14 protein-coding genes are annotated in these 14628 nt (G+C 64.2%); 7 read left to right on the top strand and 7 right to left on the bottom strand.

Annotated elements, in window-relative coordinates; translation table 11 throughout:
• Positions 1 to 7: 7 nt before the first annotated feature.
• A complete protein-coding gene (gene ugpC, locus EBS11_RS12470; RefSeq protein ID WP_290603282.1) occupies positions 8 to 1117 on the top strand; it encodes a sn-glycerol-3-phosphate ABC transporter ATP-binding protein UgpC in 1110 nt (369 codons plus the stop codon).
• A gap of 69 nt (positions 1118 to 1186) precedes the next feature.
• Here ugpC and EBS11_RS12465 read toward each other — a convergent pair whose 3' ends face one another.
• The 3 genes from EBS11_RS12465 to EBS11_RS12455 form a co-directional block, all read right to left on the bottom strand.
• Positions 1187 to 2833 carry a ParB-like protein gene (locus EBS11_RS12465; RefSeq protein WP_290603281.1) on the bottom strand — a complete coding sequence of 549 codons (1647 nt, stop codon included), beginning with the start codon at positions 2831 to 2833 and terminating at the stop codon, positions 1187 to 1189.
• Between the two features lie 77 nt (positions 2834 to 2910).
• The gene (locus EBS11_RS12460) at positions 2911 to 3951 is read right to left on the bottom strand and encodes a ParB/Srx family N-terminal domain-containing protein (RefSeq protein WP_290603280.1); all 1041 of its coding nucleotides are present in this window, start codon (positions 3949 to 3951) and stop codon (positions 2911 to 2913) included.
• A gap of 89 nt (positions 3952 to 4040) precedes the next feature.
• The gene (locus EBS11_RS12455) at positions 4041 to 4685 is read right to left on the bottom strand and encodes a TetR/AcrR family transcriptional regulator (protein ID WP_290603279.1); all 645 of its coding nucleotides are present in this window, start codon (positions 4683 to 4685) and stop codon (positions 4041 to 4043) included.
• Between the two features lie 123 nt (positions 4686 to 4808).
• On the opposite strand from EBS11_RS12455, the gene EBS11_RS12450 reads away from it, so the two are divergent.
• Entirely contained in the window at positions 4809 to 6182 is a 1374-nt protein-coding gene (locus tag EBS11_RS12450) for an MFS transporter (RefSeq protein ID WP_290603322.1), read from the top strand.
• Here EBS11_RS12450 and EBS11_RS12445 read toward each other — a convergent pair.
• Positions 6179 to 7396, bottom strand: coding sequence for a hypothetical protein (locus EBS11_RS12445; protein ID WP_290603278.1), 1218 nt, complete (start codon positions 7394 to 7396; stop codon positions 6179 to 6181). The genes EBS11_RS12450 and EBS11_RS12445 overlap by 4 nt on opposite strands.
• Before the next feature lie 240 nt (positions 7397 to 7636).
• On the opposite strand from EBS11_RS12445, the gene EBS11_RS12440 reads away from it, so the two are divergent.
• Positions 7637 to 7987: a type II toxin-antitoxin system RelE/ParE family toxin gene (locus EBS11_RS12440; protein ID WP_290603321.1), complete on the top strand. Its 351-nt coding sequence runs from the start codon at positions 7637 to 7639 to the stop codon at positions 7985 to 7987.
• The gene (locus tag EBS11_RS12435; protein WP_290603277.1) at positions 7968 to 8306 is read left to right on the top strand and encodes an addiction module antidote protein; all 339 of its coding nucleotides are present in this window, start codon (positions 7968 to 7970) and stop codon (positions 8304 to 8306) included. Before EBS11_RS12440 ends, EBS11_RS12435 begins: the two co-directional genes overlap by 20 nt.
• Positions 8307 to 8319: 13 nt before the next feature.
• On the opposite strand, the gene EBS11_RS12430 is transcribed toward EBS11_RS12435, so the two are convergent.
• From EBS11_RS12430 to EBS11_RS12420, 3 genes are read right to left on the bottom strand one after another with little or no spacing between them, the layout of a single operon-like run.
• A complete protein-coding gene (locus EBS11_RS12430; RefSeq protein WP_290603276.1) occupies positions 8320 to 9342 on the bottom strand; it encodes a Gfo/Idh/MocA family oxidoreductase in 1023 nt (340 codons plus the stop codon).
• Positions 9343 to 9370: 28 nt separating this feature from the next.
• Positions 9371 to 10357 (bottom strand): inositol 2-dehydrogenase, encoded by a 987-nt coding sequence (iolG, locus tag EBS11_RS12425; RefSeq protein ID WP_290603320.1) that lies wholly within the window; start codon positions 10355 to 10357, stop codon positions 9371 to 9373.
• Entirely contained in the window at positions 10350 to 11216 is an 867-nt protein-coding gene (locus EBS11_RS12420) for a MurR/RpiR family transcriptional regulator (protein ID WP_034757651.1), read from the bottom strand. The genes iolG and EBS11_RS12420 overlap by 8 nt, the downstream gene beginning before the upstream one ends.
• 249 nt (positions 11217 to 11465) lie before the next feature.
• Here EBS11_RS12420 and EBS11_RS12415 point away from each other — a divergent pair, with 249 nt between their 5' ends.
• The 3 genes from EBS11_RS12415 (at position 11466) to EBS11_RS12405 (ending at position 14624) form a co-directional block, all read left to right on the top strand.
• Positions 11466 to 12515, top strand: coding sequence for a sugar ABC transporter substrate-binding protein (locus EBS11_RS12415; protein ID WP_290603275.1), 1050 nt, complete (start codon positions 11466 to 11468; stop codon positions 12513 to 12515).
• Positions 12516 to 12701: 186 nt separating this feature from the next.
• Positions 12702 to 13835, top strand: coding sequence for an ABC transporter permease (locus tag EBS11_RS12410; RefSeq protein ID WP_290603319.1), 1134 nt, complete (start codon positions 12702 to 12704; stop codon positions 13833 to 13835).
• 3 nt (positions 13836 to 13838) lie between these two features.
• Positions 13839 to 14624 (top strand): ATP-binding cassette domain-containing protein, encoded by a 786-nt coding sequence (locus EBS11_RS12405; protein ID WP_290603274.1) that lies wholly within the window; start codon positions 13839 to 13841, stop codon positions 14622 to 14624.
• The last annotated feature ends 4 nt before the right edge of the window (positions 14625 to 14628 follow it).

Raw genomic sequence — 14628 nt, 5'->3', positions numbered from 1 at the left:
AAAGAATATGTCCAGTTTATCGATACGCAGCATCCGCAAGGTGTACACGAATGGCGTCGAAGTCCTGAAAGGCATCGACATCGAGATCAAGGATGGCCAGTTTCTGATCCTCGTCGGCGGCTCCGGCTCCGGCAAATCGACCCTGCTCAACATGGTGGCCGGCCTGGAAAGCGTCACGTCCGGCGAAATCCTCATCGACGGCAAGGTCGTCAACGACCTGCCGCCGAAGGACCGCGACATCGCCATGGTGTTCCAGTCCTACGCCCTGTATCCGTCGATGACGGTGCGCGAAAACATCGCCTTCGGCCTGAACGTCAAGAAGGTGCCGAAGGCCGAGCAGGAAGAGATCGTCGCCCGCGTCGCCGAAACGCTGCAGATCACGCACTTGCTGGACCGCCGTCCGGCGCAGCTGTCGGGTGGCCAGCGCCAGCGCGTGGCCATGGGCCGCGCCATCTCGCGCAAGCCCTCGCTGTTCCTGTTCGACGAACCGCTGTCGAACCTGGACGCCAAGCTGCGCGTGGAAATGCGCGCCGAGATCAAGCTGCTGCACCAGCGCCTGAAGGCCACCATCGTCTACGTCACGCATGACCAGATCGAGGCGATGACCATGGGCGATCTGATCGCCGTCATGAAGGATGGGGTGGTGCAGCAACTGGGTACGCCGCAGGAAATCTACGACAATCCGGCCAACCTGTTCGTGGCCGGTTTCATCGGTTCGCCCTCAATGAACTTCATCACCGTCAAGCCGCTGATCGAGGGCAACGAGGTGTTCGTCGCCATCGAGAATGCGGGCAAGAGCCTGCGCCTGGCCCTGCCATTTGCCGCCGACAAGCTGCGCAGCTATGCGGGCCGCGACGTGATCCTGGGCGTGCGCCCGGAGCAGATCACGGACATGAGCAGCGCGCACGGCGACGTGGGCCAGGAACTGGGCTGCCTGATCGACCTGGTCGAGCCGACCGGCCCCGATACCCTGCTGACGACGCGCCTGAACGGCGCGGCAGTGACGTGCCGCACGCACCCGCGTGAAGCCGTGCTGCCGGGGCAGACCATGCAGCTGTCGTTCAACCTGTCGAAGGCGGCCATGTTTGATCCGGCCAACGGCGAACGCATCGCCTAAGCGCTACCTGCCATAGACAACGGCCCGCCTGTCAGCCTGACAGGCGGGCCGTTGTCGTTTACGCCGCAGTTACTTCGTCAGCGATTTCTTGTACGCGATGGAATAGCTCAGCTTGCCCGTCGGCGTGACCAGGTCGTCCAGCGCCGCCTGGCTGAAGACGCCCGTCCAGCCCAGCGCCTGCGCCGTGACGCCGCCGCTGACGATGTCGCCCGCCTTCAGGCCCGCCATCGCCAGCGAAGCCGTCTTGATGGTGGCCATGTAGCTGGTGATGTCGCTGGTATCCGTCTTGGTCAGGTCGACGGCGGCCTGCTTGCGCAGCCAGTCGGCCCAGTAGAACTCGAGGAATTCCGTGGAAGTCGCCGGCACCACGTAGCCCGCGTCGCGCGTGAAGTAGACGAGGGCGCGGTAAGGATCGTTGCCCAGCGATTTCAGGCCGATGGACGCCGGCAGCTGGCTGGTGGCGATCGCCTTGTTGCTGCCATCCTTGAGCCAGACCTTGTTGACCTTTTTCATCTGCGCCCAGAAATCATATTCATTGAGCTTGCTGAAATTGTCCGTCACCTTGACCCAGACTTTCAGCTGGTGGTTCTGGCCATTGTCGGCGTCCCAGAAGGCGCTGAACGTGTGGTGGCCATCCGTCAGGTACAGCGTGCCGTTCGGGCCGATGACGACGGTCTTCATGTCGCCCGGCTTGGTGCCCACGGCGGACTTGCACTGGAAGGTGGCAGGCGGGTTGCTCAGGGTGGCGCCGGCCACGTTGGCCGTCTTGGTGATGACGTCGTCCTGGCCATTGGCTTCGCACAGTTCGGCGAATTTCTTTGGCTTGTTGGTCTTGGCCATGATCTGGTCTTCCGCGCCATAGCGGCCCAGCTTGTAGTAGATCTGGTCGTAGCCGACGGCCGGCTGCGTGGGACGCAGCTCGTCGAGCGACACCTGCAGGAAGACGGGGGCCGCGTCGGTGCCGGCGGCCGTGGCGGCCAGCACTTGCTGGCGCGCGCTCAGGACGGGTGGCGTTTCCAGCACGCTCTTGCCGGTGGCCAGCGGTGCGCCGCCGTTGAGGATTTGCGCGACGATGCTGCCGCTGGCATTGACGATGTCGATATCGGTGCCGCTCTGTTTCACCTGCAGGTTGTCGAGCAGGACGTCGGCCGGGTCCTTGCTGCCGGGCGTCAGGGCGCCGTTGACGAAGTCATAATTGGCCGCCATGCCCAGGGTTTGCAGGGGGGCTGCCAGGGCCGTGCCCAGCTGCGTCTGCGCCGCTTGCAGCTTGGCCGCGTCGATGGCCGCCAGGCTGGCCGCCGGCGCGCTGGCCGGTGCGCTGCCCAGCAGCTGCATGGTGATGACGGAGGTGAGCGGTGTCAGGTTGACGGTTTTTTCCTTCAGCGAGACGGTGTACAGCACGTCGCCGCTGGCGGTGGTGGTGGTAATGAGGAAGGGCGCCTTGGCAGCCGCGCTGATGGCGATGTTGACCTTGCCGCTGGCGTCCGCCGCACTGGCGCCGACCTTGTCCTTGTTGGCATCGTACACGCTGATGACGCTGCCTGCGACGGCCTTGCCCGTGGCGGCCACGACGCTGACGATGCGGGCCGGGGCGATGGTGTCGTTGCTGCTTGCCGGCGTATCGCTGCCGCCGCAGGCGGCCAGGGTGCTGCCCAGTGCGATGGCGACGGCGATGGCGAGGGGGCTGCGGCGCTGCAAGGTGGTGCTGTTGTACATGTCTGTCCCGTGATGTCGGCTGAAAAGTGCCGACATGCTAGCGGGCGCAGATGTCAGGATGATGACATGAGGAAAGGTTACTGGCGTGGCAGCGACTTGCGGTAGCCGATGGCGTAGCGCAGCTTGCCTTTCTCCTGCGTCAATTCATCGAGTGCCTCGTGGTCGATTTCGTCCAGCGCGCCCAGGTCCGCCGCCCGCTTGCCGCCGCTGACGATGGCATCGGGCCGCAACGCCACCATCGCCTGTGCCGCCTGCAGGATGGCGCCGGCATATGCGGCCGGATCGAGCCGGTTCACGCGCGCCAGGTCCGGCGCAGGCTGGGCACGCAGCCAGTCGGCCCAGTAGAACTCGAGGAATTCCGTGGCATGCCCGGGTGGTGCGTAGCCCACTTCACGCGTGAAGTAGACGAGCGAACGGTAAGGGTCGTCGCCGAGCGACTGCAGGCCGATGGACGACGGCAGCTGTTGCGGCGTGATCGGCTGGTTGCGGCCGTTCTTCAGCCAGACCTTGCTTTCCTGCTGCATGCGGGCCCAGAACGCGGGTTCGCTCAGGGCGCTGAAGTTGTCGCTGACCTTGACCCAGACCTGCAGTTGCCCGTTGCGTCCGCCATCGGCCGCGCGGAAGGTGGAAAAGGTGTGGTGGCCGTCCGTCAGGTACAGGACGCCGCGGGGGCCGATGACGACGGTTTTCATGTCGTCGGGACGGCTGGCCACGGCCGCCTTGCAGCGGTAGCCGGGCGGCGGCGCGGCGAGGGTGGCGCCGGCCACGTTGGCCGTGCCGGGCAGGACGTCGCCCTGGCCATTGGCTTCGCACAGGTCGGCAAATTTCTTTGGCTTGGCGATGTGGGCGATGTGCTGTTCTTCGGCCGCATAGCGTCCCAGCTTGTAGTACACCTGGTCGTAGCCGATGGCCGCTTGCGTTGGGTGCAGTTCGTCCAGGCGCACCTGCAGGATGCGCGGATGGGCGGCATTGCCCACGACTGTCGCCATCAGCGCCTGCTGGCGCGGGCTGAGGGCGGGCAGGGTGGCGGCATCGCGGGCCTGCGCCGGCGCCAGGAACGCCGCGTGGCAGGACAGTGCCAGCAGCAGGGCAGGGAGGCGGGAAAGAATCCGGTTCATTGCCTGTGTCTCCAATCAATACAGTATGGATGGCGCCAGGCGCCGTGGCTTGATGCCGCGCAGGAGTGGCCCATAATCGCTGCGCTTTGTCAGCGGCCCAGCATGCGCAGGCAGGCGTCGGCCACGTCGGCGGCAAAGGCGCTGCTGTCTTGCAGTTGCGCGGCGATGGCGTCGTCCGTCACGCCATGCACGGCCGAGTAAATCATCAGGGCCGCCAGGCGCGGCTGGGGCAAGGGCCATGCACCCGCTGCCGCGCCGCCCGCCAGGATGGCGCCCAGCTGCACCAGGATGGCGTTTTTGTCGGGATTGTCTACGGGATCGATGCCGATGCTGCGGCGCTGGTGCGTGTAGACGATGTCGTGCAGGCGCCAGGTGTCCAGGTAGGTGGCCACGTTCGCCTGCACCCACGCGCGCAGGCGGCCTTCCCAGTCGTGCGGCATGCACAGGGCGACGGCCGCTTCCAGGCTGGCCAGGAAGCGTTCCGTATAGCGTGCGGCCAGCGCGGCCAGCATCTCGTGCTTGGACGGGAAGTAATGGTAGAACGTGCCTTTGGCCACGCCCGCCAGGGTGGTGATGTCGCTGACGGTGGTCGCTTCCACGCCCTTGTCCAGGAATAGCCGCTCGGCGGCGGCCATCAGTTCGTCGAGGCGCACTTCCGCCGGCTTGGTGCGGGGGCGGACGGGTGCTGGCGTGGCGGCGGCAGTATCGGGCATGGCAGGGCGGGAAATGGTCATGCAGCCAGTATAAGTGAAGCGCAGGCGCCGCCCAAGTTCCCGCGTGCACACGATTGATTTTCAATTGACTGACGGTCAGTCAATAATTATGATGGAAGCGAATTCATGAACTGGAGCGACTCCATGCAGCCTTATCGCCGCGCGGCCCTGGTGGCCGCTGCCTACCTGGGCACCTTTCTCGCCTCGCTCGATATCAGCATCGTCAACGTGGCCTTGCCCACCCTGCAGACGGCGCTGGCCACGGACATGGCGGGCTTGCAGTGGGTGGTCAATGCGTACGCGCTATGCCTGTCGGCCTGCATGCTGTCGGCCGGACCGCTGGGCGACCGGCATGGCCACAAGCGCATCTGGCTGCTGGGCGTGGCCCTGTTTACGGCCGGTTCACTGCTGTGTGCCCTGGCCGCCAGCCTGCCGCTGCTCCTGGCGGGGCGCGCCGTGCAGGGCGTGGCAGGGGCCCTGCTGATCCCGGGCGCCATGCCGATACTCAGCCATGCCTTCCCCGATCCGCGCGCCCGGGCGCACGTCATCGGCGGCTGGTCCGCCTTCAGCGCGCTGGCGCTGATCCTGGGGCCGCTGCTGGGCGGCATGCTGCTGGAGGCCACGGGGTGGCAAAGCATTTTCCTGATCAATTTGCCGCTGGGATTGCTGGCCATGCTGCTGGGCGCCTGGGGCATTCCGGAGCGCCGGTACCGCGGGCAGGCGGCGCTGGACCGGGCCGGCCAGGCGCTGAGCATCGTCTGGCTGGGCGCGCTCACCTATGGCTTGATTGCGCTGGGTGACGGGAAGACGCCGGCCGGGCCGCCGCTGGCGGTGGCGCTGCTGGTCTTTGTCGCCTTCCTGGCCGTCGAGGCGCGTGCGCCGCGCCCCCTGTTGCCGTTGCAGCTGTTTCGCGAGCGCACCTTTGCGCTGGTCAACCTGGCCTCGCTGGTGCTGGGCTTTGCCTGCTACAGCAGCCTGTTCTTTTTCTCGCTGTACTTGCAGCAGATCCAGGGCTGGGCGGCAGGGGCCAGCGGCTGGCGCATGTTGCCGCAGTTTGCGGCCATGGCGATCGTGTCCCTGTGTTTCGGCCGCCTCAACCGCCATGTGTCCTTGCCGCGCCTGATGCTGGGCGGCTATGTGCTGGCGGGCCTGGTGCTGCTGGCCACGGCGACCCTGGCGCCGCGCACGCCCTATGCCATCGTGGGTATCTTGTTCGGCCTGCTGGGCGTGGCCATGGGGCTGGCCGTGCCTGCTACCGGCCTGCTGGCGATGGCCAGCGTGGGCGCCGAGCGTGCGGCGATGGCATCGGCCATCATGAATGCCTTGCGCCAGGCAGGCATGACCATGGGCGTGGCCGTGCTGGGCAGCGTGATGAGCATGCGCGCCGCCGCCCTGCTGGAACGGGCGGGCCACGTCGCGGCGCTGGCCGCCGGCTTCCAGCTGGCCATGCTGCTGGCGGGGCTGGCGTGCCTGGCGGTGGCCTTGCCGCTGTACCGGCTGGCGCCCGACCAGGCCTAAGGGAGCAGGGCGCTGGGCACGCGTGGCGAGGACATCAGGTCACGGAAGGCGGCCCAGTGCTGCGCGCGCGTCGCGCCCTGGCGTTCGACATAGGCTTTTGCCATGTCCTGGCCCAGGTTGTAGTTGATGACGTAGGCGCCCATGGCGTCGTAGAACTGCAGGCGCTGGGCGGATTTTTCGGCCGGGTACAGGCGCACGTTGACCAGCCATTCCAGCGCTTCTTCACGCGTGAGGCTGCCTTCGAGGTATTGGCGGGCGATGTCGTTGTCGGCATAGCTCAGCCTGGCCAGCAGCCCGTTCAGCTGCGCATAGCGCGGTGCCAGCGCCGGGTCCAGGCCGGCCAGCGGGTACAGCACCTGCTGCTCGAAGGCCAGCCGCTCCGCATCTGTAAAACTCAGTTCGATGCCGTAATTGGCCGTGCCTTCGGCGATCAGCGATTGCGGCGAGTACAGGGGGTAAATGCAATATTCGACCCAGCCCCTGCCGCGCACCAGGTCGCGTTCGAGCAGCACGTTGTACACGTGGTGGCCCGGATAGGCTTCATGGCAGCCGAGGTCGACGGCGCGATCGATATACACGGGCAAGTCCGTATTGATCTGGATCACGCTCTGGTAGTTGCCCTTGTACCAGTTGTAGCCGCTCCATGGCTTGTCGGTGACAAATTCCAGGACGAAGTCTTCCCCCTCCGGCAAGGCGATGTGCTGCAGGGTACGTTCGCGGCCGGCGCGGATGGCCGCGTCCATGACGGCGCGCAGCTTGTCGGCGGGAATGATGAGTTGCGCGCGCAAGGCATTCACGCGTTCGCTGACCGAGCCGGCGCCGGGCAGCAGGGCGTCGATTTCCGCCACCAGCGCCGCGTAGTAGGCACGGTCATGGTGCGGCGAGACGGCGTCGTACAGGCGCGCGCTTTCCGTGTCGAAATCGAGGCGTGTGCCTTGCAGCATGTCCGCCTTGGCCAGCACGGCCTGCAGCTGGGTGCGCAGGTTGATGGCGCGCAAGGAGGCGTCACCAGCCAGCAGGGCCAGCGCGGTTTGTGCCGCAGCCTGGATATCGCGCAAGCTCCGTGGCTGTGCGTTCGCCTCCTCCTGCCAGGCCGGCGGTCCGTAATACGCATCGACATACGACGCGTCGTGCCGGCCCATGGCCAGGACCAGTTTGACGTAGCGTTCGGCCACGTCGGCAAGGAGGGGAGTATTGCTATCGTTATGCGTCATGGCGGCAAGGTTTTCACGGTTGGCAGGCGCTTATTGTATAGCGCATTGGCACAGGTGTGAGGCGTGTACGCGCCACATCATTTCGTTACAGTAACTGGGGAAACGCATCTTGATATAGCTCAGTGAACCCGGCATTCACGGCCTGCATGAGCGGGTTTGGTAGCAAGATGGCGGGGTCTTCTTTTTTTACTTATCTGCGTGATTTTCTCCTTGATCTTTCTTCGTTTATGGACGAATATGATGTACGAGATCCGGCACTACCTGACGTCATCGGGCAGGGATTTATACACGGAATGGCTGAAGCGCCAGCGCGACAATACGGCCCGGGTGGCCATCGTGCGCCGCGTGCTGCGTATGATTCCCGGCAATTTTGGCGACCACAAATTTTGTCGCGATGGCGTGTGGGAGTTGCGCATCGACGTGGGGGCCGGGTACCGTATCTACTATGCCATTGCCGGCGAACAGATTATTTTATTGCTGTGCGGCGGAGACAAGCGCACGCAGCCGAAGGATATCGAATACGCGTGTGCCTGCTGGCACGACTGGAAGGAGAGGGGACATGAGAGAGAACATGAGCGAGGACATCCGTAAACCACCAAGAGACCGTTCGCATGACGACGCGATGGCTGAACTGTACCGCGACGACCCCGCCTTCGCCCTGGAACTGATCAACCATATCCTCGCCGATGGCGAGCATGGCGAACTGCTGGCCGTGCTGCGCCAGCTGACGCGCGCCTTTGGCGGCGTGCCCGCCGTGGCGCAGGCGGCCAGGCTCAATGCCACCCAGCTATACCGTACCCTGTCTCCGGATGGCAATCCATCGCTCGCCACCTTGACGGCCATCCTCGATGCCATGGGCTTGCGCCTGGCCGTGGAACCCAAACAGCCGTTTCCTGCGCCGGCCGCCTGAGTCCCCTGGCGGTTTAAAACTCCACGGGCCGCGCTTCGCGCATCGCCTGCGTCATGGCCAGGCCGATGCGCGTCGCTTCCGTCGCGTCGTGCAAGGTCAGCGACAGGGTGCGCCGGCCCAGCGCCGCATCCGTGAACTCCTGCGCCTCGATCAGAAAGGCGTCGGCGAAGCGGGCGTAGAAGTCGGGCGTGCACTCGTTGCGCACGCCATGCGCATCCGAAATTTCCACCCGGTTCAGGCGCGGATTGCTGCCCACGGCGAGGCGCCCGCCCGTGCCGAACACTTCCGTCAAGGTTTCATGGCCGTGCGCCATGGTGCGCGACGCCATGAAGCTGGCCATGCTGCCATCGGAAAACTCCACCGTTGCCAGGCCATTGTCGACGTCACCGAATGCCTGCAAGCCCGTGTGGATGGCGTTGGTGCCGCTCGCATACACGCGCCTGGGCACGGGATTGCCCAGCAGCCAGCGCGCCAGGTCGATGTCGTGCACGCTGCAGTCGAGGAAGATGCCGCCGCTGGTGGGAGCGAAGCGCATGAAAGCGCCGCTGGGGTCGTTCTGGTCGCAGGTTTGCGAACGCACGAGGTAGGGCTTGCCGATCAGGTTTTGGGCGATCTTTTGCTGCGCGTCATGGTAGCTGGCGTCGAAACGCCGCACGAAGCCGATCATGATGGTCAGTTGCGGGTGGCGCGCCGCTTCCGCTTCCACTTTCAGGCAGTCGGCCAGGTCCAGCGACAGCGGTTTTTCGCAAAACACGTGCTTGCCGGCGCGTAAGGCGGCGATGATCTGCTCCGCATGCAGCGAGGTGGGCGTGACGAGGAAGACGGCGTCCAGGCCCGGGTGGGCCAGCAGGGCGTCATAGTCCGCATAGCCGGTGGTGATGCCGAGCGTGCTGGCGGCCCAGTCCAGTTCCGCCGGCACGGGACTGCAGGCGGCCACGACTTGCGCATTCGGCACGCGCTGCGCCAGGTTGATGGCATGGCGCTGGCCCAGCCGGCCCAGGCCGACGATGCCGACTTTTAATGTTGGGGATGACATGCTGTCTCCAGATATTTTTATTGTTGGGTTATAAGGTGACCACGCGCTGTTCGCGCCACGACAGGGTGGCCGCCTCGGCCAGTTCCAGTGCCTTCAAGCCATCGTGGACGGTGGTGCGCAGCGGCGTGCCGTGGCTGAGGGCGTCAAAGAAGTGGGCCATTTCCTGCGCGTAGGCATGGCGGTAGCGTTCCAGGAAAAAGTCTTCCGGCTTGTCCACGCTGACGTTGACGGTGCCATAGGCCGTCACTTCCGTCGGCTTGTGGTTGCCCGCCTGCAGCATGCCCTTGCTGCCCAGCACTTCGAAGCGCTGGTCGTAGCCGTAGGCGGCGCGGCGCGACGCGTTGATCTGGCACAAGCGTCCCTGCGCCGTGCGGATGGTGACGACGGCCGTGTCCAGGTCGCCCGCCTCGCCGATGGCGGGGTCGACGAGGCAGCTGCCAGTGGCGTGCACGCTGACGGCTTCATCGTCGAGTATCCAGCGGAAGATGTCGAAATCGTGGATCAGCATATCCTTGAAGATGCCGCCGGAAACCTTGATGTAGCTCACGGGCGGCGGACCCGGGTCGCGGCTGGTGACGACCAGCAACTCGGGCGTGCCGATCTCGCCCGCTTCCAGGCGTGTCTTGACGGCATTGAACGTGGGGTCGTAGCGGCGCTGGAAGCCCAGCATGCACAAGACCTTCGCTTCCTTGACGGCGGCGGCGCAGGCGCGCGCCCGGTCTATCGTCAAATCGACGGGTTTTTCGCAAAAGATGGCCTTGCCGGCGGCGGCCGAGCGCAGGATCAGGTCCGCGTGCGTGTCCGTGCTGGAAGCGATGACGACGGCCTTGATGGCCGGGTCGGCCAGCGCCGCTTCCACCGTGGCGCTGCTGCCGCCGTGCCGGGCTGCCAGTGCGGCGGCCGCTTCCTGGTTGACGTCGACGACGTACTTGAACTGCACGCCGGGTTGGGCAGCCAGGTTGGCCGCGTGGATTTTGCCGATGCGTCCGGCGCCGAACAACGCTACTTCAATCATCATGTTCTCCTGGGGTGTGGATTTCTTCGATGTCGAGCTCAAGTTTGTAGGCCAGCGCGATGAACAGCGCCTGGCACAGGCAGATGGTGCTGGTCAGCGAGCGGAAGGCGAAGGCGCTGCCCTCGGTGACGGTGAGCAGCGCGTCGGCGGCCCGCGCGAGCGGGGCCAGCTTGCTGTCGGTTATCACCAGGACCTTGGCGCCCTTGTCCTGCGCCGCCTTGATGCACTGCTGGGTTTCCTTGCCGTAAGGCGAGAAACTGATGGCGATCGCCACATCGCGCTCGCGCACGCTGCGCATCTGTTCGCGGTGCATGCCGCCCAGGCCGCTGATCAGGTGCACGCGCTTGTCCGTGTGTTCCAGCGCGTAGGCGATGTAGGAGGCGATCGGGAAGGACCGGCGCACGCCGATCACATAGATATTCTCCGCTTTCAGCAGCAGGTTGACGGCCGCTTCCAGCTGCGCGTCGTCGAGGCCGGCAGCCAGGTCGTCCAGGCCGGCGCGGCTGGCGCCGACGAACTCGCGCGTCAGGTCGCCCGCGCTCAGGGCCGCGTCGCGCGTGGAAATGAGCTTGCGGATGCGTTGCTGGTAGTCGGGCGTGGCGCCGGCCTGGTCCGTGTAAGCCTGGCGGAACACGTCCTGCATTTCGGAAAAGCCCGTGTAGCCAAAGCGCTGCGCGAAGCGCACGATGGCCGACGGCTGCACGTCGCAGGCGGCCGCGATGTCGCTGATGCGTTCAAGCATCAGGCTGGCCCGGTGCTTCTCGATGTATTGGGCGATGACCTTCAACTGGCGTGACAGGTTGTCGTACTCGGCGGCAATGTGCTGCATCAGTTGTTCGATGGGGGCGGTGGCTGCCATGGTGTTTTTCCTCGGTGTGCTTGCTGGGCCGCTGCATTCTTGCGGCTGCTTCTGGCGAGAATTATAGGAGGGAATCTGAAAAATAGAAACGAATTTCTATTTAAATTTAATTTGAAAATTTTATTGCATTTGTCTTTTTTGTGGCCTAAGCTGTGCGCAGTGCATCGGTTCGTGTGCCGCAAGGCCAGTCCGGTGACACCCTTCATAAAAGCGCGCAACTATAAAAATTAATCCGTCTAGGAGACATTCATGCACAGCAATAAAAGCAAGGGTTTGTTGAAGTGTCTGGCCATCGCCAGCCTGGGTCTGAGCCTGGGTCTGGGCGCCGGCGCCAGCCATGCCGCGGGCGAGAAATTCGTCCTCGTCAGCCATGCGCCCGATTCCGATTCCTGGTGGAACACCATCAAGAACGCCATCAAGCAGGCCGGCGAGGATTTCAACGTGTCCGTCGACTACCGCAATCCGCCGAACGGCGACCTGGCCGACATGGCGCGCCTGATCGAGCAATCGGCCGCCCGCAACTACGATGGCCTGATCGCCGACATCGCCGACTTCAGCGTGCTGCAAAAACCGCTGGGCACGGTGGTGGCCAAGAAAATCATGCTCGTCACCATCAATTCAGGCACCCTGGCGCAAAGCGAACAACTGAAAGCCATCATGCACGTGGGCCAGCCCGAATATGACGCGGGCCTGGGCGCCGGCAAGCGGGCCAAGGAAGCGGGCATCAAGTCCTTCGTGTGCGTGAATCACTATGCGATGAATGCCTCGTCGTTCGAACGCTGCCGCGGCTTTGCCGATGCCCTGGGCGTTGACTTCAAGTCATCCACGCTCGATACGAATGGCGTCGACCCTGGCGTGATCGAAAGCAAGGTCAGCGCCTATCTGCGCAGCAATCCGAAGACCCAGGCCGTGCTGGCCCTGGGACCGGACTCGGCGCCGCCGGCCATGCGCGCCGTCGAGAAAATGGGCTTGAAGGGCAAGATGTACTTTGCCACCTTCGACCTGTCGGAAGAAATCACCAAGGGCATCAAGGATGGCAGCATCCAGTTCGCCATCGACCAGCAGCCCTACCTGCAAGGCTACATCCCCGTCGCCGTGATGGCCATCATGAAGCAGCAGAAGACGACGGATCTTGCCAAGGTGAAAGCTATCCTGATCGCCAACCCGAAATACCAGGCACGCCTGGCGGAATACGGCCTGACGCCCATCTATGGCCCGCGCCACATCAGTTCCGGTCCTGGTTTTGTGACCAAGGACAATATCGCCAAGGTCGAAAAGTACGCCGGCCAATACCGCTGATACACCCCGTTGCCAGAGCTTGAACCGACGCCGCACCGCCTTCCGGCGGGCGGCGCAGGGACCCGCTACGCCTGGCATCAGCGATGCTGGCAGGAAAGTAATTGGAATTGGTACTCAGTATAGTGATAGGTAGTATTGAAAGGACTTCGTATGACCGCGCTCAAATCCAGCCTGGCTAGCCCCGGCATGAATCCTCCTCCGCCTTCGGGCGCCCCCGGCAAGACAGCCGCCACCGCCGACGAGCGCGTGGGTGCGACCAGCTGGGTCAAACGGTTTTTCGGCCGCCCCGAGTTCGCCTCCATTTCCGGCGCCGTGCTCGTGTTTGCCTTTTTCGTCATCACGGCCGGCGATTCCGGCATGTTCAACCTCGATGGCGTCGTCAACTGGATGCAGGTGGCGTCCTACCTGGGCATCATCGCCATCGGCGCCTGCCTGCTGATGATCGCCGGTGAATTCGACCTGTCGATCGGCTCCATGATCGGCTTTGCCGGCATGATGATCGCCATCCCCACCATCTATTTCCACTGGCCATTGTGGGCGGCCATCGTGTTCGCCTTCGCCGGTTCCATGGCGCTGGGCTGGCTCAACGGCTACATCGTCATCAAGACGCGCTTGCCTTCGTTCATCGTTACCCTGGCCTTCCTCTTCATCCTGCGGGGCCTGACCCTGGCCCTGTCGATCATGTTTGCCAACCGCACCATCGTCAGCGGCGTGGGCGACCTGGCGGCGCAGGACTGGCTGGCCAGCCTGCTGTTCCACGGCAACGTGGCCTCGGGCTTGTTCCACTGGATGGGTGCGCATGGCTGGATCGCCGTTCTCGACGATGGCTCGCCGCTCGTGAAGGGCATTCCCAAAGTCATCGTCTGGTGGCTGGTGCTGGCCGCCGGCGCCGCCTTTGTCCTGTCGCGTACCCGCTTCGGCAACTGGATGTTCGCCGTGGGCGGCGATGCCAACGCGGCCAAGAATGTGGGCGTGCCGGTGCGCAAGGTGAAGATTTCCCTGTTCGTCTTCACGGCCTTCTGTGCCTGCCTGTTTGCCACCCTGCAAGTATGCGATGTGGGGTCGGCCGCCGCCGACCGTGGCATGCAGAAGGAATTCGAAGCCATCATCGCGGCCGTCATCGGCGGCGCCTTGCTGACGGGCGGCTACGGCTCCGTCGTCGGCGCCTGTTTCGGCGCGCTGATCTTTGGCGTCGTGCAGATCGGCATCACTTATACGAATATCAATTCGGACTGGTTCCGCGTCTTCCTCGGCGTCATGCTGCTGATTGCGGTGCTGTTCAACAACTTTGTACGTTCACGCGTCACGGAAGCGAGGTAAATCATGAGCGAGCATATTCTTGCCCTGGAGAATGTCAGCAAGCGTTTCGGCTCCGTGCTGGCGCTGCAGAACATCACCATGCGGCTCAAGGAGGGGGAAGTGCACTGCCTGCTGGGCGATAACGGCGCCGGCAAGTCCACCCTGATCAAGACCCTGGCCGGCGTGCACAAGCCGACCGACGGTCAATACCTGGTCGATGGCCGGCCCGTCGTCTTCAATTCGCCCAGCGAAGCGCTGGACATGGGCGTGGCCACCGTCTACCAGGACCTGGCGCTGGTGCCGCTCTTGTCCGTGGCGCGCAATTTCTTCATGGGCCGGGAACCGATGAAAAAACTGCTGGGCCTCGTGCCCGTGATGGACATCGACTACGCGGCCGAAACGGCGCGCGCCAAGCTGGCCGAGATGGGCATCATGGTGCGCGACCCGCACCAGGCCATCGGCACCATGTCCGGCGGCGAAAAGCAGTGCCTGGCCATTGCCCGCGCCATCCACTTCGGCGCCCGCGTGCTGATCCTCGACGAGCCGACGGCGGCCCTGGGGGTGAAACAGTCGTTCAATGTGCTGAAACTGATCTACAAGGCGCGCGAACGGGGCATTTCCGTCATCTTCATTACGCATAATGTGCACCATGCGTATCCGGTGGGCGACTCGTTCACGTTATTGAACCGGGGCAAGTCGCTGGGCACTTTCACCAAGGATACGGTGAGCAAGGACGCCTTGCTGGACATGATGGCGGGCGGTGCGGAAATGCAAACGCTGATGGCTGAACTCGACGGTGTCACGATTTAAGGAT

The sequence above is a fragment of the Janthinobacterium sp. genome, assembly GCF_009923995.1.
Classification (GTDB): Bacteria; Pseudomonadota; Gammaproteobacteria; order Burkholderiales; family Burkholderiaceae_D; genus Janthinobacterium.
This window is presented reverse-complemented; position numbering and strand designations above follow the sequence as displayed.